General features: G+C 64.2%; 27 protein-coding genes and 1 pseudogene. 12 read left to right on the forward strand and 16 right to left on the reverse strand.

The features are described from left to right. Positions 1-114 precede the first annotated feature (114 nt). From kdpB to ABIC90_RS03285, 4 genes are read right to left on the reverse strand one after another with little or no spacing between them, the layout of a single operon-like run. The gene (gene kdpB / locus ABIC90_RS03270) at positions 115-2214 is read right to left on the reverse strand and encodes a potassium-transporting ATPase subunit KdpB (RefSeq protein WP_354352621.1); all 2100 of its coding nucleotides are present in this window, start codon (positions 2212-2214) and stop codon (positions 115-117) included. Positions 2215-2224: 10 nt separating this feature from the next. After that, positions 2225-4033: a potassium-transporting ATPase subunit KdpA gene (gene kdpA / locus ABIC90_RS03275; protein WP_354352622.1), complete on the reverse strand. Its 1809-nt coding sequence runs from the start codon at positions 4031-4033 to the stop codon at positions 2225-2227. Position 4034: 1 nt separating this feature from the next. Continuing rightward, positions 4035-4133: a K(+)-transporting ATPase subunit F gene (gene kdpF, locus ABIC90_RS03280; RefSeq protein ID WP_042581336.1), complete on the reverse strand. Its 99-nt coding sequence runs from the start codon at positions 4131-4133 to the stop codon at positions 4035-4037. Beyond that, entirely contained in the window at positions 4130-4261 is a 132-nt protein-coding gene (locus tag ABIC90_RS03285) for a hypothetical protein (RefSeq protein WP_354352623.1), read from the reverse strand. The genes kdpF and ABIC90_RS03285 overlap by 4 nt, the downstream gene beginning before the upstream one ends. Before the next feature lie 219 nt (positions 4262-4480). Between ABIC90_RS03285 and ABIC90_RS03290 the strand changes: the two genes are divergently transcribed. Continuing rightward, complete coding sequence (locus tag ABIC90_RS03290; protein ID WP_354352625.1) at positions 4481-5152, forward strand: helix-turn-helix transcriptional regulator; 672 nt, start codon at positions 4481-4483, stop codon at positions 5150-5152. A gap of 38 nt (positions 5153-5190) precedes the next feature. Beyond that, positions 5191-5772, forward strand: a complete 582-nt coding sequence (locus tag ABIC90_RS03295) for a superoxide dismutase (protein ID WP_354352626.1) — start codon at positions 5191-5193, stop codon at positions 5770-5772. Between the two features lie 4 nt (positions 5773-5776). Here the strand turns inward: ABIC90_RS03295 and ABIC90_RS03300 are convergent, their stop codons facing one another. Then, positions 5777-6154, reverse strand: a complete 378-nt coding sequence (locus ABIC90_RS03300; protein WP_354352627.1) for a VOC family protein — start codon at positions 6152-6154, stop codon at positions 5777-5779. A gap of 219 nt (positions 6155-6373) precedes the next feature. On the opposite strand from ABIC90_RS03300, the gene ABIC90_RS03305 reads away from it, so the two are divergent. Then, complete coding sequence (locus tag ABIC90_RS03305; RefSeq protein ID WP_436318170.1) at positions 6374-7363, forward strand: Bug family tripartite tricarboxylate transporter substrate binding protein; 990 nt, start codon at positions 6374-6376, stop codon at positions 7361-7363. Between the two features lie 60 nt (positions 7364-7423). Beyond that, positions 7424-8473, forward strand: coding sequence for an MBL fold metallo-hydrolase (locus tag ABIC90_RS03310; RefSeq protein ID WP_354352629.1), 1050 nt, complete (start codon positions 7424-7426; stop codon positions 8471-8473). 192 nt (positions 8474-8665) lie between these two features. Here the strand turns inward: ABIC90_RS03310 and ABIC90_RS03315 are convergent, their stop codons facing one another. The 3 genes from ABIC90_RS03315 to ABIC90_RS03325 are packed head-to-tail and all read right to left on the reverse strand — an operon-like array spanning position 8666 to position 10199. Beyond that, positions 8666-9244: an imm11 family protein gene (locus tag ABIC90_RS03315; protein ID WP_354352630.1), complete on the reverse strand. Its 579-nt coding sequence runs from the start codon at positions 9242-9244 to the stop codon at positions 8666-8668. Positions 9245-9282: 38 nt separating this feature from the next. Then, a complete protein-coding gene (locus ABIC90_RS03320; RefSeq protein ID WP_354352631.1) occupies positions 9283-9831 on the reverse strand; it encodes a hypothetical protein in 549 nt (182 codons plus the stop codon). 56 nt (positions 9832-9887) lie between these two features. Then, positions 9888-10199 carry a DUF5076 domain-containing protein gene (locus tag ABIC90_RS03325; RefSeq protein ID WP_354352632.1) on the reverse strand — a complete coding sequence of 104 codons (312 nt, stop codon included), beginning with the start codon at positions 10197-10199 and terminating at the stop codon, positions 9888-9890. Between the two features lie 189 nt (positions 10200-10388). Between ABIC90_RS03325 and ABIC90_RS03330 the strand changes: the two are divergent. Beyond that, positions 10389-10805 (forward strand): annotated as a pseudogene (locus tag ABIC90_RS03330) (transposase); the annotation flags it as partial. 167 nt (positions 10806-10972) lie between these two features. On the opposite strand, the gene ABIC90_RS03335 reads toward ABIC90_RS03330, so the two are convergent. The 8 genes from ABIC90_RS03335 to ABIC90_RS03370 form a co-directional block, all read right to left on the reverse strand. Further along, positions 10973-11329 (reverse strand): hypothetical protein, encoded by a 357-nt coding sequence (locus ABIC90_RS03335; protein ID WP_354352633.1) that lies wholly within the window; start codon positions 11327-11329, stop codon positions 10973-10975. Between the two features lie 94 nt (positions 11330-11423). Next, positions 11424-11996, reverse strand: coding sequence for a hypothetical protein (locus ABIC90_RS03340; protein WP_354352635.1), 573 nt, complete (start codon positions 11994-11996; stop codon positions 11424-11426). 107 nt (positions 11997-12103) lie between these two features. Then, complete coding sequence (locus ABIC90_RS03345; protein WP_354352636.1) at positions 12104-12484, reverse strand: hypothetical protein; 381 nt, start codon at positions 12482-12484, stop codon at positions 12104-12106. 69 nt (positions 12485-12553) lie between these two features. After that, positions 12554-12895, reverse strand: a complete 342-nt coding sequence (locus ABIC90_RS03350; RefSeq protein WP_354352637.1) for a hypothetical protein — start codon at positions 12893-12895, stop codon at positions 12554-12556. A 329-nt stretch (positions 12896-13224) separates the two neighbouring features. After that, positions 13225-13482 carry a hypothetical protein gene (locus tag ABIC90_RS03355; RefSeq protein ID WP_354352638.1) on the reverse strand — a complete coding sequence of 86 codons (258 nt, stop codon included), beginning with the start codon at positions 13480-13482 and terminating at the stop codon, positions 13225-13227. A gap of 30 nt (positions 13483-13512) precedes the next feature. Beyond that, positions 13513-14280 carry an SDR family NAD(P)-dependent oxidoreductase gene (locus ABIC90_RS03360; RefSeq protein ID WP_354352639.1) on the reverse strand — a complete coding sequence of 256 codons (768 nt, stop codon included), beginning with the start codon at positions 14278-14280 and terminating at the stop codon, positions 13513-13515. Positions 14281-14341: 61 nt separating this feature from the next. Beyond that, positions 14342-14812 carry a hypothetical protein gene (locus ABIC90_RS03365; protein WP_354352640.1) on the reverse strand — a complete coding sequence of 157 codons (471 nt, stop codon included), beginning with the start codon at positions 14810-14812 and terminating at the stop codon, positions 14342-14344. Further along, positions 14809-15591: a Crp/Fnr family transcriptional regulator gene (locus ABIC90_RS03370; RefSeq protein WP_354352641.1), complete on the reverse strand. Its 783-nt coding sequence runs from the start codon at positions 15589-15591 to the stop codon at positions 14809-14811. The genes ABIC90_RS03365 and ABIC90_RS03370 overlap by 4 nt, the downstream gene beginning before the upstream one ends. Positions 15592-15675: 84 nt before the next feature. Between ABIC90_RS03370 and ABIC90_RS03375 the strand changes: the two genes are divergently transcribed. The 7 genes from ABIC90_RS03375 (at position 15676) to ABIC90_RS03405 (ending at position 24178) form a co-directional block, all read left to right on the forward strand. Further along, positions 15676-17631, forward strand: coding sequence for an AMP-binding protein (locus tag ABIC90_RS03375; protein WP_354352642.1), 1956 nt, complete (start codon positions 15676-15678; stop codon positions 17629-17631). After that, a complete protein-coding gene (locus ABIC90_RS03380; protein ID WP_354352643.1) occupies positions 17628-18413 on the forward strand; it encodes an ABC transporter ATP-binding protein in 786 nt (261 codons plus the stop codon). The genes ABIC90_RS03375 and ABIC90_RS03380 overlap by 4 nt, the downstream gene beginning before the upstream one ends. A 167-nt stretch (positions 18414-18580) precedes the next feature. Then, positions 18581-19510, forward strand: a complete 930-nt coding sequence (locus tag ABIC90_RS03385; protein ID WP_354352644.1) for a branched-chain amino acid ABC transporter permease — start codon at positions 18581-18583, stop codon at positions 19508-19510. Positions 19511-19513: 3 nt separating this feature from the next. Next, a complete protein-coding gene (locus tag ABIC90_RS03390; RefSeq protein ID WP_354352645.1) occupies positions 19514-20578 on the forward strand; it encodes a branched-chain amino acid ABC transporter permease in 1065 nt (354 codons plus the stop codon). A gap of 74 nt (positions 20579-20652) precedes the next feature. Then, a complete protein-coding gene (locus tag ABIC90_RS03395; protein ID WP_354352646.1) occupies positions 20653-21984 on the forward strand; it encodes an ABC transporter substrate-binding protein in 1332 nt (443 codons plus the stop codon). 88 nt (positions 21985-22072) lie between these two features. Beyond that, complete coding sequence (locus tag ABIC90_RS03400) at positions 22073-22885, forward strand: ABC transporter ATP-binding protein (protein ID WP_354352647.1); 813 nt, start codon at positions 22073-22075, stop codon at positions 22883-22885. Positions 22886-22930: 45 nt separating this feature from the next. After that, on the forward strand, positions 22931-24178 hold the full coding sequence (locus ABIC90_RS03405) for a phenylacetate--CoA ligase family protein (protein WP_354353127.1): 1248 nt from the start codon (positions 22931-22933) through the stop codon (positions 24176-24178). Positions 24179-24249 lie beyond the last annotated feature (71 nt).

Consider the following 24249-nt stretch of genomic DNA (forward strand, 5'->3'; position numbering starts at 1 on the left):
TGTTGCTGTTGCTGTTGCTGTTGCTGTTGCTGTTGCTGTTGCTGTTGCTGTTGCTGTTGCTGTTGCTGTTGCTGTTGCTGTTGCTGTTGCTGTTGTTCATGATGCAGATGCTCCTCAAACCAGATGGACGGCCACGAGCAGCCAGTCGATCAACTTGATGCCGATGAAGGGAACGACCAGGCCGCCCAGGCCGTAGATGGCCAGGTTGCGGCGCAGCAGCGCGGCGGCGCCCACCGGCCGGTAGCGCACGCCCTTGAGCGCCAGCGGAATCAGGAACACGATGACCAGCGCATTGAAGATCACCGCCGACAGGATCGCCGACGACGGGCTCGCCAGCTGCATCACGTTGAGCGCGCCCAGCTGCGGATAGGTCGAGACAAAAATCGCGGGAATGATCGCGAAGTACTTCGCCACGTCGTTGGCGATCGAGAAGGTGGTGAGCGAGCCGCGCGTCATGAGCAGCGCCTTGCCGGTCTCCACCACTTCGAGCAGCTTGGTCGGGTTGGAGTCCAGGTCGACCATGTTGCCGGCCTCCTTGGCGGCCTGCGTGCCGCTGCCCATGGCCACGGCCACGTCGGCTTGCGCCAGGGCGGGTGCGTCGTTGGTGCCGTCGCCGGTCATCGCGACCAGGCGGCCTTCGGACTGGTACTTGCGGATCAGCGCGAGCTTGTCTTCGGGCGTGGCCTCGGCCAGGAAGTCGTCCACGCCCGCTTCGGCGGCGATGGCGGCTGCCGTGAGCTTGTTGTCGCCGGTGATCATCACCGTCTTGATGCCCATGCGGCGCAGCTCGGCAAATCGTTCCTTGATGCCGGTCTTGACGATGTCCTTGAGCTCGACCACGCCCAGCACGCGGTTGCCTTCGGAAACCGCCAGCGGCGTGCTGCCACGGCGAGACGTTTCTTCGGCCGCGCGCATCATCTCGGCGGGCATGCTGCCGCCCAGTGCCTCGACATGCCGGCGCACCGCCTCGACCGCGCCCTTGCGCAGCAGGATGAGGTCGGTGTCCAGGCTGTTGGGCGCGGCCGGCAGGTCGGCGCCGCTCATGCGGGTCTGCGCGGTGAACTGAACGAAGCGTGCGCCCTCGACCGCCGTGGCTTCGAGGCCATCGCGACGGGCCAGGTCGACGATGCTCCGGCCCTCGGGCGTTTCATCGGCCAGCGAGGCCACCATCGCGGCGCGGGCCAGGCGGGCCTTGGTCACACCAGGTGCGGGCAGGAAGGCGCTGGCCTGGCGGTTGCCGTGCGTGATGGTGCCGGTCTTGTCGAGCAGCAGCACATCGACGTCGCCGGCGGCTTCCACCGCGCGGCCCGAGGTGGCGATCACGTTGGCCTGCATCATGCGGCTCATGCCGGCCACGCCGACAGCCGAGAGCAGGCCGCCGATGGTGGTCGGGATCAGGCAGACGAGCAGCGCCACCAATGCGGTGAGCGACACCACGGTGCCCGCACCCGCGGCCTCCACGCTGAACACCGAGAACGGCAGCAGCGTGACGGTGACCATCAGGAACACGATCGTCAGCGCGACCAGCAGGATGGTGAGCGCGATCTCGTTGGGCGTCTTCTGGCGCTTGGCCGCCTCGACCATGCCGATCATGCGATCGAGGAACGACTCGCCCGGATTCACAGAGATGCGCACCACCAGCCAGTCGGACAGCACACGCGTGCCGCCGGTCACGGCCGAGAAATCGCCGCCCGATTCGCGCACCACGGGTGCCGATTCGCCGGTGATGGCGCTCTCGTCGACCGAGGCCACGCCTTCGATCACTTCGCCGTCGAGCGGAATCACGTCGCCGGTTTCCACCAGCACGACGTCGCCCTTGCGCAGGTTGGGCGCCTGTTCCGGCAGCCATTGCGCGCCGTGGTGCGGCTCCTGCAGCTTCTTGGCCCAGGTGTCCTTGCGAAGACCGCGCAGCGACGCGGCCTGCGCCTTGCTGCGGCCTTCGGCCAATGCTTCGGCGAAATTCGCGAACAGCACGGTGAACCACAGCCAGACGGTCACGGCGAGCACGAAGGCGGGCTTCATGCCGGTGTCGCCCGGGAAGCTCAGCGAATGCACCCAGAGCAGGCTGGTGAGGATGCTCCCGATGTAGACGATGAACATCACCGGGTTGCGCCACTGGGTGCGCGGGTTCAGCTTGGCGAAGGCACCCCACAGGGCAGGCTTGACCAGCGCTGCATCGAGCAGCGAGAGGGAGGTTTTGGTATTGGCAGTCATGGCGGGCTCCTTATTTCCAGAGCACCAGGTGTTCGACGATCGGGCCCAGGGCCAGCGCCGGCACATAGTTGAGCAAGCCGACCAGCAGCACGGTGCCGATCAGCAAAGAGACGAACAGCGGGCCGTGCGTGGGCAGCGTGCCGCTGGTGACGGGCAGGCGCTTCTTGGCGGCCAGCGAACCGGCAATGGCCAGCACCGGCACGATCATCGCGAAGCGGCCCAGCCACATGGCCAGCCCGAGAAGGCCGTTGTAGAACGGCGTGTTGGCCGAGAGGCCCGCGAAGGCGCTGCCGTTGTTGTTGGCGGCGGAAGTCAGCGCGTACAGGATTTCCGAGAAGCCATGCGCGCCGGGGTTGGCGATGCCGGCCTTGCCGGCGCCCGCGATCACCGCGACCGCGGTACCGGCCAGCACCAGGATGGGCGTGACCAGGATGGCGATGGAGATGAGCTTCATCTCGCGCACTTCGATCTTCTTGCCCAGGTACTCGGGCGTGCGGCCGATCATCAGGCCCGCAATGAACACCGCGAGCATCGCGAAGATCAGCATGCCGTAGAGACCGCTGCCGACGCCGCCGAACACCACTTCGCCCAGTTGCATCAGAACCATGGGCACCATGCCGCCCAGCGGGGTGAACGAGTCGTGCATGGCGATGACCGCGCCGCACGAGGCGGCCGTGGTCACGGCGGCAAACAGGGCCGAGGCGTCGATGCCGAAGCGCACTTCCTTGCCTTCCATGTTGCCGCCGGCCTGCAGCGCACTGGAGACCTGGTCCACGCCCAGCGATGCGACCAGCGGATTGCCGGCCTGCTCGGCGGGCGTGACCACCATCACCGCGACGACGAACATGATCGTCATCGCAGCGAGCACGGCCCAGCCCTGGCGCATGTCGCCCACCACACGGCCGAAGGCGAAGCACAGCGCCGCGGGAATGAGGAAGATCGCGATCATCTGCAGCAGGTTGCTCAGCGCGGTCGGGTTTTCATACGGGTGCGCCGAGTTGGCGTTGAAGAAGCCGCCGCCGTTGGTGCCGATCATCTTGATCGCTTCCTGCGAAGCGACCGGGCCCATGGCGAGGGTCTGCGTCTTGGTGGTGGCGTCTTCCATCACCGGGGCGCCCTTGTCGTCCTTCAGCGGCTGGCCGTCGGCGCCGGTCTTCGGCTGCTGGAAGGCGGTGGTCTCCACCGTGTTCACCGTCTTGTAGGTGTCGAAGTTCTGGATCACGCCCTGGCCCACGAAGAACACCGCGAGCACGAACGACAGCGGCACCAGCACCCACAGCGTGATGCGGGTGATGTCGGCCCAGAAGTTGCCCACCAGTCCCTTGCCCTCGGCGCCCTCGCCCCGGCGCGCAAAGCCGCGCACCAGCGCAAAGGCCACCGCGATGCCGGTGGCGGCCGAGAAGAAGTTCTGCACCGTCAGCCCGAGCATCTGCGTGAGATAGCTCATGGTCGATTCGCCGCCGTAGCCCTGCCAGTTGGTGTTGCTGACGAAGCTCACCGCGGTGTTGAAAGCCGAGTCGGCCGACACCGCGCCCATACCGGCGGGGTTGAGCGGCAGCACGCCCTGCAGGCGCTGCAGCGCGTAGACGACGACGGCGCCCAGGAGGTTGAAGGCCAAGAGCGCCAGCGCATAGGTGCGCCAGTTCATCGAGCGCTCGGGCGCGGTGCCCGCGAGCTTGTAGAGCGGGGCTTCCACGCGCTGCATCCAGCGCGGCACGCGCTCGTTGCACAGCGCGGCGAGGAACTTGCCGACGGGCCACGCCAGCACGATGAGTGCGGCGAGGAAGGAGGCCAGGAGGCCCCAGGCGGAGGTGGTCATTTCAGAATTCCTCGGCGCAGATCAGCGCGAAGACGAGGTAGGCGAACAGGATCACGGCGATCAGCGCGCCGAATCCGTACAGGACTTGCAGGCTGATCACGATGCGTCTCCGTTGCCGGTGCTACCCGTTTTTTGCGGGTGCTGACCGTCGAGCTTGTTCAGCCCGACGACCATCGCCGCCACCACGACCCACAGCGCCAGCAAGGCGCCCATCCAGACGATGTCCATTCAATTGCTCCTGGAGCGAAACACAAGGCCTTCAGTCTCGGCAGCGGTGCGTAAAAACGGGGAACAGAGTCGGCGGGGCCGCATAAAGAAAGCGTAAAAACGCGCCGCTCCGCCGGATGGCCCGGAGCAGGGCGGGGTCATTGCGGTGGCGCACTCGACAGCACGGCCGGCCTCAACCAATAATCAAAGCAATTGCTTGATAAATGGCAAGCCTCCCCCATGCATCACGCCCCCACGAAGCCGCACGTGCCCGCCTGGCAGCCGCACCAGCCGGCCGACCGCATCCTCTCCACGCTCAAGACCCGCGGCGCGCTCGGCATTCCCGACATCGCCAAGGTGCTGGGCGTCACGGTGGAAGCGGTGCGCCAGCAGATGGCCAAGCTGGAGGCCGAAGGCCTGGTGGATGCCGAAAGCCGGCCCAGCGGGCGCGGCCGGCCCACGCAGATCTGGCGGCTCACCGGCGAAGGCCACAAGCGCTTTCCCGACACGCACGCCGAAATGACGGTGCAGATGATCAGCGCGGTGATCAGCGTGTTCGGCGAGAAGGGCATGGACCAGCTGATCGGCGCGCGCGAGAACGCCATGCGCGCCGCCTACACCGAGGCGATGCGCGGCGCGCGCAACCTGAAGACGCGGCTGGAGCGCCTGGCCGAGATCCGCAGCCGCGAAGGCTACATGGCCGAGTTCCGGCCCGAGGGCGACGGCTTTCTCTTCATCGAGAACCATTGCCCCATCTGCACCGCGGCGCGCGCCTGCACCGGCTTTTGCCGGAGCGAGCTGCAACTCTTCGACGAAGTGCTGGGCCCCGAGGTGAGTGTCAGCCGCGTCGAGCATGTGCTCGCCGGCGCACGGCGCTGCGCCTACCAGGTGAGCCCCAAGCCCCAACCCTGACAACCCCTTTCTCCACAACCAACCACAAGGAACCCACGATGGAACACAAGCTCCCACCCCTGCCCTACGCCCTGGACGCGCTGGCACCTGAATACTCGCAAGAGACGCTCGAATACCACTACGGCAAGCACCACAACGCCTATGTGGTGAACCTCAACAACCTGCAAAAGGGCACCGAGTTCGAAGCCCTCACGCTCGAAGAGATCATCAAGAAGGCCAGCGGCGGCATCTATAACAACGCCGCCCAGATCTGGAACCACACCTTCTTCTGGAACTGCATGAAGCCCCAGGGCGGCGGCACTCCCACCGGCGCGCTGGCCAAGGCCATCGATGCCAAGTGGGGCAGCTACGACGCCTTCAAGGAAGCCTTCGTGAAGTCGGCCGTGGGCAACTTCGGTTCGGGCTGGACGTGGCTCGTGAAGAAGGCTGACGGATCGGTGGACATCGTGAACACCGGCGCCGCCGGCACGCCGCTGACGACTGCAGACACCGCACTGCTGACCGTGGACGTCTGGGAACACGCCTACTACATCGACTACCGCAACCTGCGCCCGAAGTTCGTCGAGACCTTCCTGGCCAAGCTGGTCAACTGGGACTTCGCCGCCAAGAACTTCGGCTGATCGATCAGCCGTTGATCAGGTTCAGGATGTTCCCGTCCGGGTCCTTGAACCACGCGACCTTCATGTCGCCCATGACATGGAGGTCGCCTTCGAGCGTCGTATCGGGCATGTCGTAGTGCTCGAAGCGCACGCCCTTGGCCTTGAGGGCCGCGACGACGCGCTCGATATCCGTACCGACCTGCCACGTCACGGCCGTCGCCTGGTTCGTGCCGGCGAACGCCGAGCGGTACACGTTGATGCGCGTGCTGCCGCTGCGGTAGACGACGACTTCGTCGCCTTCCGCGTCGACCTGCGCGAGGCCCAGCGTGTCTTCGTAGAAGCTGCGGGCCACCGCGAGGTCTTTCACCGCGAGATTGGCCACGGCATCGATGTTTGCGAGCATGGGTGTCTCCTGTCTGTGTGTGCGTGAGTCGGCGTTTCATCTTCGGCGCCGAAATGCCTCTGTCAAGTCGCCGCCGTCCGATACGAGGCCCATCGCGAACCGCGAAAACACCGCATTGCCGCTTCCGGCACACTGCACCCTCGGTGCAGTGAGGCCCCAAGGCGCTCCATCGACACTGCTGCAATCACCGATCCGTTCAGACCAAGAGACAAACCCATGATCATCAGCAAATTCACCCGCTCGCTGGCCTTCGCGCTGGCGCTTCCGCTGGCCGCTTCGCTCACGTTCGCCACCACCGCGCACGCGCAGGCCTACCCCGCCAAGCCCATCCGCATGATCGTGCCCTTCCCGCCCGGCGGCGGCACCGACATCCTGGCGCGCCTTGTCGCGCAGAAGCTCACCGAAACCAACCACTGGACCGTGGTGCCCGACAACCGCGGCGGCGCCGGCGGCACCATCGGCATTGCCGAGGCAGCGCGCGCCGCGCCCACGGGCTACGACATCGTGATGGGCCAGAAGGACAACATGGTCGTCGCGCCCTGGCTCTACAAGAACCTGAGCTACAGCCCGGTGAAGGACCTCACGGCGGTGGCCCATGTGGCCTACACGCCGGTGGTGATCGTCACGCAGGCCAACTCGAAGTTCAAGACGCTGGACGACGTGGTGAAGGCCGCGCGCGCCGCGCCCGACACCGTCACTTATGGCTCGCCCGGCAACGGCACCACCATCCACCTGGCCGGCGAGATCTTCAACGGCGCCGCCAAGATCAAGATGCGCCACGTGCCCTACAAGGGCTCCAACGCGGCCATGATGGATGTGCTCGCAGGCAACGTCGACCTGATGGTGTCGTCGGTGCCCTCGGCCATGGCGCAGATCAAGGCCGGCAAGCTGCGCCCGCTGGCCGTCACCTCCGCCAAGCGCAGCACCTCGCTGCCCGACACGCCCACCGTGGCCGAGCTCGGCTACAAGGACTTCGACGTGAGCACCTGGTACGGCGTCTTCGTGCCGGCCGGCACGCCCAAGGACATCGTTGCCACGCTGAACACCGAGATCAACAAGCTCCTGGCCACGCCCGAAATGAAGGCCGCCATCATCGCCCAGGGCGCGGAGCCGCAGAGCATGACGCCCGAACAGTTCGGCACGCTGTTGAAGACGGACTACGACAAGTGGAAGGGCATCGTGCAAGCCTCGGGCGCGACCATCGAATAAGCCTCGCAGCCGCAGAATGGTGTCTCCACAACGGGCCGCAATGACGGCATGGAGACACCGATGGCATTTCTTCGCGAGAACTCACGCACCCTGCTGCTGCTGAAGACAACCGCCCTGGCAGCGGTTGCCGCTTTCATCCAGGGCTGCGCGCAAACGCCGGCGCAGCAACAAGCGCCTTCGGAAGCCACCGTGGCCGCACACGTCGCCGCCGCCACGCGCACGGCCGGCACCGACCTCACGCCGTTCCTGTCGCTGTGCAAGCCCGCGCCCGCCGCGCAGCCGCCGCAGGCCGAGCTGGACAAGGGCCTGAAGGCGCTCATCGACAAGCCCGCACCGCCGCCGGGCAAGGCCTTCGACAACCTCTACTTCGTGGGCGCCGACTGGGTGAGCGCCTGGGCGATCAAGACCTCGGACGGCATCATCCTCATCGATGCGCTCAACAACCAGATGGAGGCGGCCGCGCTCATCGAAGGCGGCATGCGCAGGCTCGGGCTCGATCCGGCGCAGATCAAGTACGTGGTGGTCACGCACGGCCACGGCGACCACTACGGCGGTGCGCCCTACCTTGCGCAGAAGTACCGTGCCCGCGTGGTGATGAGCGAGGCCGACTGGACGATGACCGAGACCAAGCTCGAGTTCGCAACGCCGGTCTGGGGCGCCCCGCCCAAGCGCGGCCCGGGCGATGTGTCGGCCAAGGACGGCGACCGCCTCACGCTGGGCGACACCACCCTCACGCTCTACATCACGCCGGGCCACACCATGGGCACGATCTCGCCCGTTTTCGACGTGAGCGCGAACGGCCGGAAGCACCGCGCGATGCTCTGGGGCGGCACCGCCTTCAACTTCGGCAAGAACCTGCCGCGGCTGGAGAGCTACATCGGCGCCACCCGGCGCATGGACACCGTGGTGAAGGCGCAGAACGTCGATGTGCTGCTGTCGAACCATTCGGCTATGGACAGCTCGCAGACCCGGCTGGCGGCGCTGCGACAGCAGAAGCAGTTGGCGAACGGAGCCAATCCGTTCGTCATCGGCACGCCCGCGGTGTCGCGTGCGTTGAACGTGATGGGTGAATGCGCGCAGGCGCAGCGGGATCGGTTCGCGATGCAGTGAGCTTGTCTTGCTCCCTATCCCCCTTGGGGAGAGGGTTGGGGTGAGGGTCCGCGGCGCGGCGAAGTTCGATGTCTCTTGAGGAGCCTATGCGGCCGGTGGGTATTCTCCATAGCGGTCACTCGAGACGGAGGGCTGAACCGGTGCAAAGCAGATGTTTGCGCAGGAATCAGCGTTAGTAACTGATACTCCTCATCAATTTGTGAAGGCTGCGGGATCTAGTAATTTCACGCCAACGAGTTCTCGTTCAAATTCTTGCGACAGTTCATCTTGCACTGCAATCTGGCCAATTTGCGGCAGGTATGCGAGCGGCGTAGAGGTCAATGCATCGGGCTTGAGAACGAGCTTCGTCACGTCCCTCACCAAGCCATGCTTAAGTAGTCGAGGATCAAACTCTGAATGAGTCAAATCGATCGCCGCGTCCTCCACCGCCAAAACATTTAGTGCAAAAAACTCGCCCGTCAACATCTTCTTCCGATAGGTAATTTCTAGGGGAAGAAACTCGCATTGGCACCGATGCGCTTCCAAGAGGAGCGCAAACCGCCGTGAGACGATCCAAAAGGGGACGGTCATGATGAAGTCGGTCAACCCCGCAGGGCTTTCCCGATCATCTCGAAGGGTGACCCTCATCCGCCCCCAATTCGGTTCGCAAAGCTGTCCCTCATTGAGTTCAACGTTCAAGTCGTCAAATAGCCTAGTCAGATCCGCTTGATGAGGAACCGCTTCCGGCGCAGGGATGCCGCGTCGAAGATTGATAGTCAGCAGCTTTGTCATGTCGATATTTAGTGTCTGCTCCTGGCCGACTGTAGACGTCATCTTGTTGACGGTACGGCCAACGGATTCTGTCTCCGAAACTCTTCGAGGACGCAGTCCGGCAAGATTCCGTAGTTGCCCTTTGCATATGTGTCAACGAGGGTCAGCATGACGGTGTCGTTCCATCGCCGGACGATGGGCCAAATTTTGTACTCCCTACTGCCCGCGATAGCGAGGTAGGACGTAGGCGTCGCCGACTTTTCCAGTTCTGATACCCCAAGCACTTTGGCGAGTTCTGGAAGCGGCCCTTTGCAGTCGATGAGATAGCGGTGATAGAGGACCTCAAGATCGGCGCGTTGAGCGGCCACCTCTCCCTCCGGTTGTGGCTGGGCACGCGCGGTTGCCTGGAATCGGATGAGGTCGGCCGCGAGGCGACCGGACAAGTACCAAACGAATCCGTCATCGTAGGCAAGGCTGGGTTTCGGGTCGGCGTGGGCCGATAAGCCGAGGCACGCTGTCAGGATGAGAACTGCAGTTCGATGAAACATTTGATTCTCGATCGAGGCCAGCTTGAATGCGGCGACGCGATGGCTTGAGGGTGTTGGCAAATGTCCGATGTTGGCCGGATTTGGGCGTCCGGCTATCGCGATGGATTGCTGATCTGCTAAGAGTGTCCGGGACTGAAGTCGCCCTTCGTCGCCGATGTCGGCGCATCGAGTTCGTTTTGCAGCGCCTCAAGGATAGAGGCGACAGTATCTGGCGCCGCCTGCCCATAGCTCTCCTGAAGCGCGTTGGCGATGTGGCGGATTGTGTCAGCCAGCAATATGCCCCACGCGGGAGCCTCACTACGACCGTTCTCTTGCCACATGCCAATTTTGAGGGAGCAATGCAGTCCCTTCTCGGCTACCCATGCGCTGAGCATCTGAATCGATTTTTCGTCGCGCTGTGCTGCCGGAGGGACGATCAAGGGTTGCATGTGGTTCAAATGCGTTTGAAGGATCGGATTGCGGTCTAGGTCTAAGGCTGCGCCGAAGGTCTGCTCATGGCCGATTGTGTTGAAAAACTCCCTCGAATTCTAGAACTGGCTCACGGTTTGCATGCCCTTGATCATCGATGGAGGTACGCATCATGATGGGTCGGAGCACCGTTCAAGATCAGCTGTGTTTGCCCTGAAGGCAGTGCGTTGCGCAACGACCGGCGGCAGTTCACAACGCCGCGCACTCGCATCACCAAGGCCGACACCGTTATTTATCGAGCGAGCCAGACAGACTGCGGCGCCTGTGAGATGAAGGATCGCTGCTGCCCGAGCACGCCCTTCCGAAAGATCGCCCGCAGCATCCACGAGGGCGCTCGTGAGGTGGCACGGTCCATCGCGCAGACACCGCAGTACAGACAGTCGCGCAGGAAGCGCAAGAAGGTGGAGATGCTGTTCGCACACCTCAAGCGCATCATGAAGCTGGATCGACTCCGGCTTCGCGGGCTCAGCGGTGCGCAAGATGAATTCTTGATGGCTGCCACAGCCCAGAACCTCAGGCGAATGGCCAAGTGGTTGATGCCATCTGCGGCGATGAAGACGGCTTGAGGTGAGTCTGCAAGGCTGCCACGAACTCACGAATCGCCAACTCGACTGCGAACCCTGTGGGATCGCCAGCGCAGGCTGGATTCAAGGCGAGTTTTTCAACACAATCGGCCGAATCTTGCCATGTCTGTGGATGTGAGAAGGTGCACGCGGAGCCACACGGCACCGTGCTACTTAGGCACACTTCGTCGTGGCGGCTTGGCAGCCGTTTCCACTTCCTTGCAGAACGTCGCCATTGCGTCAGTGAGCCAGCTCCGACCCATCGTAGTGAACTCATCACTCGCGAAAGCTTGCTCGCGCGCGGCGGTGAGAACCTCAAAAAGCTGATCGACAGGCAGATCGGCTTCACTCAGGCTGACGACCTTGCCTCCCCAGTACTCTGCTAGCTCTCGTGCAAGTAGCTCTGACACCGGGTCGCTGGCCCCATAGCGCTCAGATGCAATCGATGCCGCCCTCCCGAGGATGTCGTGAACCGCGGTGCTAGTCCCCCAGCAAATGTGGTCGTAGAAGGCAAGTGCTGAAGACATGGGAAATCTTGTCTAAATGTCTGCTTTTGGCCGATGACCGAAATCGAAGAGAGGCTCACATTGATCATCCTCTTCGCTGCAGAGGATATCGTCCTCAGGTACCGAAAACACCCCACCAAAGCCCTCTTGTCGGATCGGGCGTGGGTTCCAGTCGTGAGTAGCTACACAGATCAGCCGAAAGGCGGACTTCGATCGGTGCGGCCTGACGAAAGGTCGTGAATGCGTCACTCGCTTCCACCTGTTGCACGAACTCATTGAGTGAGGCATCCGACCAACTCACAAATGCCTGACCGACCCCATAGGCTTGGTGTCGATTCAAATACTGGATTTCCGTCATATCCAGCGTGTACTGCAAGCGAAGAGACAGCCGGACAGCGGGCCACCGGCCTGCCGACGCATCTTCTGGCAAGGGGCGAAAAAGACGATTGATCGCGACTTCAAATCGAACTCCCCTGTCTGCCGTCCCTAGATGCGCATCGAATGTGACCCCTTCACCTTCCGGGGTCAAAACCGAATACTTATCAACCGACTCGCGGTGAAATTCCAGTACCGCAGGCCATGCGTCGCATAGCTTCATGGACTTGAGCAGCGGTCCTTGCTTCCGTAGGAATGCTCGGAAGTCCTTCTCTGCCTGCAGTGGCGGAGCAGATTTCGGCTCTGTTTTCATCGATCTTCTATTGTGTTTTTGATCGGCTTCCTACAGATCTTGCCGCAGCATTGAGCGACCGGTTCTGGCCGACTGAAGCCGGAGGGCGGTGGGTGACGCATGACTCGTCAGTCCAAACCCACAGGAATACCGGTAGCGCCGTTCAGCTTAGTGATCCTCCAGCGGTCAGGACTCGTCTGTTCGTAGTCCACGCGGTAGTCAAAGTTGGAGTTCATAGTGAGAAGTAGAACTTTGAAGCTCACACCGCTCTCCCGTAGCTCGCGGGCCAATTCAGTCATCCCCTCGTAGAACGGCCCCTCCTTCATGGCGCTCAGAAGCGTTACCTCACCGGCCCGCTCAAACGACGCACTGGCGCTGTCCTGCAGCTCGTCGATGTAGTACCGAAAAAACATACGTGACCAACCAGGAAACTTCTCCAACATGAGCCTTGCGCAGGTCTGCGCGAGTTCCACCACTATTTCAGAGTCGCGCTTGTTGGGGTGCGTCATATTTGCTTGGTTTCGGCCGAATTTTGCCTGGCAGAGTGAGCGACTGGTTGTGGCTGAGTGCCGTCAATCTCAATGAATAGACTGGTGACCAGTGAATTTCAAGAAATCGGAGTAATGATAGAGACCAACAAATAATCCGACGCCGAGAGCTAGTAGGAAGTAGCCAGCAAGAATCCAGAACGGGGCCGCAGCAAGGAGTGCTCCGATCTCTCGGAAGTCCATGGCGGGGAACAACACTACAAGCGGGATGATGACGGACATGATCAGCACAGGAATCATGTAGAGCACGGAAAACTGGACACCGCGAAATATTACTGATGTCTTCTCGTCCCACAGGTCCGGCTGAATCATTAGCGGGATAGAGAAGAAGTGATATGGCTTTCCGGGTACGTGAGTTGGTGGAGGATTCATCTAGAAGGAGAAGAAGCAAGGCGGTCAGCAAAGGTGCGCTCCAGACCAATTTCGCTGCACGAGCCGCTGAGCGCAGAGACAGTCAGATTTGGCGCCTTTCGCGAATGACCGGTCATGGCCGTACTCCGACTTCCCAAGATTCGCTCACGTACCGCCAGCGTACTGTGCGTGCCGCCAATCCAAGTAGCTCAGGCCGTAGTACTCACCTTTATCAAGACGGACGCAAAAACAGGCGCCGCCCACATAGAGCCGTGCGTATGCGAGGGCCGTAACCCTCACCCTGACCCTCTCCCCAAGGGGAGAGGGGACAAGTCAGCGACACGTGCACTTCAATCCGGCACGAACTTCGCGTTGAAGATCTCCACATCCGACTCAAGCTCGAACGTCACCACCTGCCCCATCTTCCCGTCGCTCATCCTGCACGCCGAGAACAGGCTGTAGCGGCCCTTGAAGTAGAACTCGTCCATCACGATCAGCGCGTACGGGTACGGCACGAAGACCTGGTGTTCGAAGATGACGCGGTGCACGTTCCTCGGCGACGGGAAGAGCTTGTAGTCGTTGGTGTCTATCGACTTTGCGGTGGCCATGGGCGTGCTCGTTCTCGGTAGTGAAGGCGTTCAGGCCGGGTCGCGCACGTCGGCCACGGGGTTGGTGCCGAAGTCTTCGCGCGCCAGGTACTTGAGTACCTTGGCGGCCGCGGTGGCGGGGCTGTCGAGGCGGCCTTCTTCCTTCATGCTCACGAAGCGTGTGCGGTCCGGAAAGTTCTCTGCCGATGCGCCGCGCAGCTGCACCTGCATGTCGGTATCAATGATGCCGGGCGCGAGCGAGACGATGCGCGCGCCGTTCGGCGCGGCCGCTTCCTCGAGCGCCACGGCCTGAGAGAAACGGTCCATGCCGGCCTTGGAGGCGCAATACGGCGCCTGGCTGCCCATCGCGTTGCGGCCCAGGCCCGAGGAGATGTTCAGCACCTTGCGTGTGCCACGCCATTCGCGCGTGCCGCCCAGGAACGCGGCGGTCAGCAGCATCGGCGCTTCGAGGCCGATGCGCAGCGCCAGCGACAGCTCGCCGGTCACGGCGCTGGCCAGCGGCGCGGGGTTGCCGACGGTGCCGGCGTTGTTGATGAGGGTCACGCTGTCGAAGCGCTGCGCATCGACGGTCTTGAGCCATGCCGACACGCGGGCGGCGGCGGCAACGGGGTCGGACAGGTCCTGCTCCCATTGTGTGAGCTCGGCGCCAGCGGCCTTGGCGATCTCGGCGAGTTGCGCATCCTGCTTGCGCGAAATGCCGATCACCGCATGGCCGGCCTGCAGCAGCTGTTCGGCCATGGCACGGCCCAGGCCGCGCGAGGCGCCGGTGATGAGGGTGAGGTGGGAAGCAGCGGTCATCGGGGAAAGTCTTTCTTGAACGAAGGCGGGGAGGTTAAGCGGTATCGAGAGCCCCTGAGGCTCAACCGGTACGGAACTGCTTGCGCAGGAAAGCGCGATGCCGCGCGATGTGCTGCAGCTGCGCGGGCGCGATGGTGCCGCCCAGGTCGACTTCGTCCGCGCCGTTGAGCACTGCGTTGGCATTCGTCATCGCACGCGCGATGACTTCTTCCTCGCTCACGCCGAGCTGCGCGGCCAGGTCGAGCGCCACGCGCCGCATCGCGCGCTGCGACAGCATCCACATCGCGCCGAAGCGGTCCCACGCGAGGGCGGCCTCTTCGGCCTTCTCGCGATCGGCAAGGATCTCGCTGAGCGGCTTGGCGAGGATGGCGTCGAGCGCGTCGATCTTCTCGGTCAACGCCTCGTTGCGCGCGATGGCTTCCTCCAGCGTCGGGCCGGTGTCCTGGGCTTTGGCCTTCGTCGCTTCGGGCGGTGGAATGAAGACCGCTTCCGCATTCGCGGGCACCACCTGGATCTGGTCTTTGAGGGTCATGTGTCTTCCGTTTCCGCCGAGGCGTTCTTCTTGTTCGACATCGCGGTCGCGCGCAGGCCCGGCAGGTCGAGCACGCGCAGCCCACCGTACTCCACCCGTATCAAGCCCTGCGCCGAGAGCCCGTTGAGCGCCTCGTTCACCCGCTGGCGCGACAGGCCCACCAGGTACGCCAGTTCCTGCTGCGTGATGCGCAGCACCTCGCCCACGCCCGGGTACAGCACCGGGTTGAACAGCGACACCAGGTTGCGCGCCACGCGTGCGTCGGGGTTGTTGAGCCGGTCGATCTCCAGCGCCGCGATGAACTGGCCGAGCCGTTCGTTGAGCTGGTTCATCACGAAGCGGTTGAAGCCGATGGAGTGGTCCAGCAGCCAGTGGAAGCTCTCGATCGGCAGCCCCGCCACCACGCTGCGGCGCAGCGCCTGGATGTTGTAGCGGTAGGGCTCGCGCTTCATCACCGTGCCTTCGCCGAACCAGCCGCCGGGCGGCACGCCGGTGTAGGTGACCGAGCCGCCGTCGGCGTTGTCGTTGCTCATCTTGAGCAGGCCCTCGACCACGCCGAACCAGTAGGTGGGCGAGCGGCCGACGCGGCAGACCAAGTCGCCGGGCTCGGCCTCGCCCACCACCAGCGCGGCTTCGGCGCGGCGGCGTTCGGCGGGCGTGAGCGTGGGCAGCCAGGGGATGCCGTCGAGCTCGGCGGCATTGGCCGGACGCACGCGGTCCTTGATGGAGTTGGCCAGTACCTTGCGCGATGAACTGTCGAGAAGATGGCCCTGAGGCATCGGGAAACTCCGGGGAGTAGTGTCCCTAGGATTGTCGTCGGAACGACACCCTGACGTCAAAGTGAAGCCTACGATCCGCCCACTGTGCAAACAAACGACCCAACCTTCCCCCGGCTGCTGCTCGCGCATGCCCAGGCCCAGCCCGAGTCGCCCGCCGTGCGCGAGAAAGACCTCGGCATCTGGCAGACCTGGACCTGGAACGCCGTGGCAGAAGAGGTGCGCGAGATGGCCTGCGGCCTCGCGAGCCTCGGCTTCAAGGCCTTCGACAACCTGGCCATCGTGGGCGCCAACCGGCCGCACCTGTACATGGCGGTGGTCGCTGCGCAGAGCCTGCGCGGCGTGCCGGTGCCGCTGTACCAGGACGCGGTGGCCAGCGAGATGGTCTTCATGCTGCAGGACGCGGCCATCGATTTCGTGATCGTCGAAGACCAGGAGCAGGTCGACAAGCTGCTCGAGTGCCGCGAGCTGCAAAAAGACCAGCAGCACGGCATCCGCCACATCATCTACGACGACCCCAAGGGCCTGCGCCACTACGACCAGCCCGGGCTCATGAGCTACGAGCAACTGCGCGCGCTGGGCCGCGAATTCGACAAGGCCAACGTCGGCCACTACGACCGCACGGTGGCGAGCGGCGAAGCCACCGATGTCGGCGTGATCCTCTACACCTCGGGCACCACCGGCCGCCCCAAGGGCGTTTGCCAGACGCATGCCAGCTTCATCGCGGCGGGCCGCGGCGGCGTGCAGACCGACAGGCTGGGCCCCGGCGACAACATCATGAGCTACCTGCCGATGGCGTGGGTGGGCGACCACCTGTTCTCCGTCGCGCAATGGCTGGTGGGCGGCTTCACGCTCAACTGCCCCGAATCGGCCGAGACGGTGATGAACGACATGCGCGAGATCGGCCCGAGCTACTACTTCGGCCCGCCGCGCACCTTCGAAGGGCTGCTCACCGCGGTGTCGATCCGCATGGAAGACGCGGCGCGGCCGAAGCGCTGGCTCTATGCGAAGTTCATGGCGCTCGCGCAGCGCGTGGGCGCCGACATCCTCAACGGCGCGCCGGTGAGCACGGGCGACCGGCTGATGTATGGCCTGGGCAATCTGCTGATCTACGGGCCGCTGCGCAACGTGCTGGGCATGAGCCGCATCCGCGTGGCGTACACGGCCGGCGCGGCCATCGGGCCGGACCTGTTCCGCTTCTATCGCTCCATCGGCGTGAACCTCAAGCAGTTCTACGGCCAGACCGAGACCTGCGCGTACGTGTGCCTGCAGCAGGACGGCAAGGTCAAGCTGCAGACCGTGGGCACGGCAGCACCCGGCATCGAATTGAAGATCGCCGAAGACGGCGAGGTGCTGGTGCGCGGCGTGTCGGTGCTCAAGGAGTACTACAAGCGCCCCGACGCCACCGCCGAGGTGCTCGATGCCAACGGCTACTTCCACACCGGCGATGCGGGCGTGCTCGACAGCGAGGGGCACCTGCGCATCATCGACCGCGCCAAGGATGTGGGCCGTCTTGTGAGCGGCGCGATCTTTGCGCCCAACTACATCGAGAACAAGCTCAAGTTCTTTCCGCAGATCAAGGAAGCGGTGTGCTTCGGCAACGCACGCGACGAGGTGTGCGCGGCGATCAACATCGACTTCGAAGCGGTGGGCAACTGGGCCGAGCGCCGTGGTCTCGCCTACGGCGGCTACGTCGACCTGGCCGGCAAACCCGAGGTGCTGGCGCTGATTGCCGAATGCATCGCCAAGGTCAACGCCGACCTGGCGGGCGAAGACGGCATGGGCGAGACGCAGATCGCGCGCTTCCTGGTGCTGCACAAGGAGCTGGACCCCGACGACGACGAACTCACCCGCACGCGCAAGGTGCGGCGCGGCTTCATCGCCGAGAAATACGCGGTGCTGGTCGATGCGCTCTACGGCGGCAAGACCGAGCAGTACATCGAGACCCAGGTCAAGTTCGAGGACGGACGCACAGGCGTGGTCAACGCCACGCTGAAGATCGTCGAGGTCAAGACCTTCCCCATCGTGAAGGCAGCGGCATGAGCAACCGGAAGATCGGCGAGGTCATCCTCGACGTGCAGAACATCAGCTTGAGTTTCGGCGGCGTCAAGGCGCTGACGGACATCAGCTTCAACGTGCGCGAGCACGAGGTGCGCGCCATCATCGGCCCCAACGGCGCGGGCAAGAGCTCGATGCTCAACTGCATCAACGGCGTGTACTGGCCGCAGCAGGGCTCCATCACATTCCGCGGCCAGACCTTCAAGCACATGAACTCGCGCCAGGTGGCCGAGATGGGCGTGGCGCGCACCTTCCAGAACCTGGCGCTTTTCAAGGGCATGAGCGTGCTCGACAACATCATGACGGGGCGCAACCTCAAGATGAAGAGCGGCCTGCTCGCCCAGGCCCTGCGCTGGGGTCCGGCCGAACGCGAGGAGCTTGCGCACCGCGAATTCGTCGAGCACATCATCGACTTCCTGGAAATCCAGGCGCACCGCAAGACACCGGTGGGCCGCCTGCCCTACGGCCTGCAGAAGCGCGTCGACCTGGGCCGCGCGCTCGCGATGGAACCGCAGGTGCTGCTGCTCGACGAACCCATGGCCGGCATGAACGTCGAGGAAAAGCAGGACATGAGCCGCTTCATCCTCGACGTGAACGACGAGTTCGGCGCAACCATCGTTCTCATCGAGCACGACATGGGCGTGGTGATGGACATCTCCGACCGCGTGGTGGTGCTGGACTACGGCAAGAAGATCGGCGACGGCACGCCGGATGAAGTGCGGAACAACGAAGACGTGATCCGGGCATACCTCGGCGTGGAGCACTGACACCATGCCGCACCCGACCCGGACGCATTGCTCCTTCCCCTCCCGGGGGAAGGCTGGGATGGGGGCACGACAGCCCTCACTGAACAGCCGCGCCTCCTCAAGCGCCGCGTGCCCCCACCCCAACCCTCCCCCGGAAGGGGAGGGAGAAAAACAAGAAAGACACTGACATGGGCTTTTTCCTCGAAACCCTCTTCGGCGGCCTCATGGCCGGCATGCTCTATTCGCTGATCGCCATCGGCTTCGTGCTGATCTACAAGGCCTCGGGTGTCTTCAACTTCGCGCAGGGTGCGATGGTGCTTTTCGCGGCGCTGGCCATGGCGCGCTTCTCCGAATGGTTCCCGCTGTGGTTCGGCTTCCAGAGCCTGATCCTCGCGAACATCCTGGCCTTCATCGCGGCCATGGCGGTGATGATCGTGGTGGCCTGGCTCATCGAGCGGCTCGCGCTCAGCAAGCTGGTGAACCAGGAAGGCATCACGCTGCTCATGGCCACGCTGGGCATCGCCTACTTCCTGGACGGCGTAGGCCAGACCATCTTCGGCAACGACATCTACAAGATCGACGTGGGCATGCCCAAGGAGCCGCTGATGGTGCTGGAAAGCACCTTCCCCGGCGGCCTGCTGCTGAGCCAGGAAGACCTGGCGGCCGCGGCGGTGTCGGCGGCGCTCGTGGTGGTGCTGGCCATCTTCTTCCAGAAGACCGCCACCGGTCGCGCGCTGCGTGCCGTGGCCGACGACCACCAGGCCGCGCAGTCCATCGGCATTCCGCTCTCGCGCATCTGGGTCATCGTGTGGTCGGTGGCCGGCTTCTCGGCACTGGTGGCCGGGATCATCTGGGGCTCGAAGCTGGGCGTGCAGTTCTCGCTGTCGCTGGTGGCGCTGAAGGCGCTGCCGGTGGTGATCCTGGGCGGGCTCACTTCGATTCCGGGCGCCATCATCGGCGGCCTCTTGATCGGCGTGGGCGAGAAGCTGTCTGAGATCTATCTCGGCCCCATGCTCGGTGGCGGCATCGAGATCTGGTTTGCCTACGTGTTGGCGCTCGTCTTCCTGCTGGTGCGGCCCCAGGGCTTGTTCGGCGAAAAAATCATTGATCGGGTCTGAGCCATGTTCTACAGAGAAAACGGCCAGTTCAAGTCGAGCTACCGCGCCGACCAACAGATCTTCCCGATCGCGCAGGACCGCCTCGCGATGCTGGTGCTGCTGCTCGTGGCCTTCGTCGTGGTGCCGCTGGGCGTGTCCGACTACTGGATGCGCGCCATCCTCACGCCCTTCCTGATCCTGTCGCTCGCGGCGCTGGGCCTCAACATCCTGGTGGGCTACTGCGGACAGATCTCGCTGGGCACCGGCGCCTTCATGGCGGTGGGCGCGTACGCGGCCTACAACTTCCAGGTGCGCATCGAGGGCATGCCGCTTATCGCCTCGATGCTGCTGGGGGGCCTGTGCGCCACGGTGATCGGCGTGCTCTTCGGCATTCCGAGCCTGCGCATCAAGGGCCTCTACCTGGCAGTGGCCACGCTGGCCGCGCAGTTCTTCACCGACTGGGCGTTCCTGCGCATCCAGTGGTTCACCAACAACTCGTCGTCGGGTTCGGTGAGCGTGGCGGGCCTCAACGTGTTCGGCGTGCCCATCGAGTCGCCGATCCAGAAGTACCTGTTTTGCCTGGTCTTCGTGGTGGTGTTCGCGCTGCTCGCCAAGAACCTGGTGCGCAGCGCCATCGGCCGCGAATGGATGGCCATGCGCGACATGGACGTGGCCGCCGCGGTGATCGGCATCCGCCCGGTGTACGCCAAGCTCACGGCCTTTGCGGTGAGCAGCTTCATCGTCGGCGTGGCCGGCGCGCTGTGGGGCTTCATTCACCTGGGTGCGTGGGAGCCGGCGGCGTTCAGCATCGACCGTTCGTTCCAGCTGCTGTTCATGGTGATCATCGGCGGACTCGGCTCGATCATGGGCAGCTTCTTCGGCGCCGCCTTCATCGTGCTGCTGCCGCTCTTTCTGAACCAGCTGCCCGCGTGGCTGGGCTTCTCGATCTCGACCGCGCTGGCCTCGCACCTGGAGACCATGATCTTCGGCGCGCTGATCGTGTTCTTTTTGATCGTCGAGCCGCACGGCCTTGCGCGGCTGTGGTCCACGGCCAAGGAGAAGCTGCGCCTCTGGCCCTTCCCGCATTGATTTTTCGCTTCCGAGTTCCCGTTCGTTCGTTCGTAAAAAACCCGGCACCCAGGTGCCCACAAAAGGAGACAGGCATGAAACTGAAATCGCTCGCTCTGACCGCCGCCCTGGTGGCCAGCACCCTCGGCGCCATGCTCGCGCCATCCATCGCGCAGGCTCAGGCCAAGGAGCAGTTCTTTCCGCTTCTGGTCTACCGCACCGGCCCCTATGCGCCCAACGGCACGCCATGGGCCAACGGCAAGCAGGACTACATCAAGTACGTCAACGCCACCGGCGGCATCAACGGCGTGAAGATCGCCTTTGAAGAATGCGAGACCGGCTACGCCACCGACAAGGGCGTCGAATGCTACGAGCGGCTGAAGGGCCGCCCCGGCGTGTCGCTGTTCGACCCGCAGGCCACCGGCATCACCTTTGCGCTGACCGACAAGGTGCTCACCGACAAGATCCCGCTGATCACGCTGGGCTACGGCCTGTCGGCCTCGCAGGACGGCGGCGTGTTCAAGTGGAACTTCCCGCTCATGGGCAGCTACTGGACCGCGGCCGACATCCTGATCCAGCACATCGGCAAAAAAGAAGGCGGCATGGACAAGCTCAAGGGCAAGAAGATCGCCCTCGTCTACCACGACTCGCCGTTCGGCAAGGAGCCGATTCCGCTGCTGCAGGAGCGCGCCAAGCAGAACGGTTTCGAGCTCTCGCTGATTCCGGTGACCGCGCCCGGCGTGGAACAGAAATCGGCCTGGCTGCAGGTGCGCCAGTCGCGTCCCGACTTCGTGCTGCTGTGGGGCTGGGGCGTGATGAACTCCACCGCCCTCAAGGAAGCCGTGGCCACGGGCTACCCGCGCGAGAAGATGTACGGCGTGTGGTGGGCCGGCGCCGAGCCCGACGTGAAGGACGTGGGCGCCAACGCCAAGGGCTACAACGCGCTCGCGCTCAACACCTCGGGCACGCAGCCCAAGGTGATCCAGGAGATCCTCAAGCAGGTGCACGACAAGGGCCAGGGCAGCGGCCCCAAGGACGAAGTGGGCTCGGTGCTCTACACCCGCGGCGTGATCATCCAGATGCTGGGCATCGAGGCGGTCAAGCGCGCGCAGGAGCGCTTCGGCAAGGGCAAGGTCATGACCGGCGAGCAAGTGCGCTGGGGCATGGAGAACCTTGCACTCGACCAGAAGAAGCTGGACGCGCTGGGCTTCTCGGGCGTGATGCGTCCGCTGAGCACTTCGTGCCAGGACCACATGGGCTCCAGCTGGGCGCGCGTCCACACCTGGGACGGCGCCAAGTGGGGCGGCATGTCCGACTGGTATGAGGCCGACGAACAGATCATCAAGCCGATGGTGAAGACGGCCGCCGAGAAGTACGCCGGCGAGAAGAAGCTGACGCGCCGCGACGCGGCGGACTGCCAGTCTTGATGCACTGAAGGTGCCGTGGCGGCTCGCAGGAGCCGCCATTCGCAAGGACAGCCCTCTCGCTGTTCTTTCGAATGCTTCGGACCACACCATGAGCGAACCCAACATACTTCTCAACGTCAACGGCATCGAGGTCATCTACAACCACGTCATCCTCGTGCTCAAGGGCGTGTCGCTCACGGTGCCCGAAGGCGGCATCGTGGCGCTGCTCGGCGGCAACGGCGCGGGCAAGACGACCACGCTGCGCGCGGTGAGCAACCTGCTCGCGGGCGAGCGCGGCGCGGTGACCAAGGGCACCATCGAGCTGCGCGGCGACCGCATCGAGGCGCTGTCGCCGGCCGAGCTGGTCAAGCGCGGGCTGATCCAGGTGATGGAAGGCCGCCACTGCTTCGCCCACCTGACCATCGAGGAAAACCTGATGACCGGCGCCTACACGCGCACCGACGGCAAGGCCGCGGTGCAGCAGACGCTGGACAAGGTCTACGCATACTTCCCGCGTCTGAAGACACGCCGCACCTCGCAGGCGGCCTACACCTCGGGCGGCGAGCAGCAGATGTGCGCCATCGGCCGCGCCCTGATGGCCAACCCGACGATGGTGCTGCTGGACGAACCTTCGATGGGCCTCGCACCGCAGATCGTCGAGGAGGTGTTCGAGATCGTGAAGGACCTCAACACCAAGGAGAAGGTGACCTTCCTGCTCGCCGAACAGAACACCAACATGGCGCTGCGCTACGCCGACTACGGCTACATCCTGGAGAACGGCCGCATCGTGATGGACGGCGAGGCCAAGAGCCTGCGCGAGAACGAAGACGTCAAGGAGTTCTACCTGGGCGTCGGAGGCGCGGACCGCAAGAGCTTTCGCGATGTGAAGAGCTACAAGCGGCGCAAACGCTGGTTGGCCTGACGTACCCCTCCCCACACACCGAATCGATTGATGAAGGGTACGGACATGACCGACCACTACGACAAGCTAGAAATCCGTGACCCCGCCGAACGCGAGCGCGACCTGCTCGCCGCTCTACCGAAGCAGATCGCGCAGGCCCAGACCGCCACGCCCGCATTCCAGAAGATCCTCGATGGCGTGAAGCCCGCGGACGTCACGACGCGCGAAGCACTCGCCAGACTTCCCGTCACGCGCAAATCGGAATTGCTCGAACTGCAGAAGGCACGCCGCGCCGACGACCCCTTCGGCGGCTTTGCGTCGATCGTGCGCGGTGCGCGCATGCCGCGCATCTTCGCGAGCCCCGGCACCATCTACGAACCCGAGGGCGGGGCGCGCGACTACTGGCGCACCGCGCGTGCGTTGCATGCGGCCGGCTTTCGCAACGGCGACCTCATCCACAACAGCTTCAGCTACCACATGACACCGGCCGGCTCCATCATGGAGAGCGGCGCGCATGCCATGGGCTGCACCGTTTTTGCAGGCGGCACCGGCCAGACCGAACAACAGCTCGAAGCCATTGCCGACCTCAAGCCCGAAGGCTATGCAGGCACGCCGAGCTTCCTGAAGATATTGCTGGAGAAGGCCGAGGAGAAAGGCCAGAAGCTGCCCTCGCTCACCAAGGCGCTGGTCTCCGGCGAAGCCTTTCCGCCCAGCCTGCACGACTGGATCGCCGCGCACGGCGTGAAGGGCACGCAGTGCTACGCCACCGCCGACCTCGGCCTCATCGCGTATGAGACCAGCGCGCGCGAGGGCCTGGTCATCGATGAAGGGGTGCTGGTCGAGATCGTGCGCCCCGGCACCGGCGACCCCGTGCCCGACGGCGAGGTGGGCGAGATCGTCGTCACCAGCTTCAACCCCGACTACCCGCTGGTGCGCTTCGGCACCGGCGACCTCTCGGCCGTGCTCGCGGGCACCTGCCCCACCGGCCGCACCAACAAGCGCATCAAGGGCTGGATGGGCCGCGCCGACCAGACCACCAAGGTGCGCGGCATGTTCGTGCACCCTTCGCAGGTGGCCGAGATCGCGCGGCGCTTTCCGGAGGTGCAGCGCGCGCGGCTGGTGGTGTCGGGCGAGATGGGCGACGACCAGATGACCTTCAGGCTCGAATGCGCCGGCGCGCCGGAAGGACTCGATGCGCGCATTGCCGACGCGGTGCGCGAAGTGACCAAGCTGCGCGGCACCATCGAACTGGTGGCGCCGGGCAGCCTGCCGAACGACGGCAAGGTGATCGAGGACGCGCGCAGCTACAAGTAGCGGCGGTTGCAGAGCCCTTCGTCGGGGGCTCGTGCAATCCTTCACGACGATTGCGCTGCAATAGTTGCCGG

It is taken from the genome of Variovorax boronicumulans (assembly GCF_040544675.1).
Lineage (GTDB): Bacteria > Pseudomonadota > Gammaproteobacteria > Burkholderiales > Burkholderiaceae_C > Variovorax > Variovorax boronicumulans_D.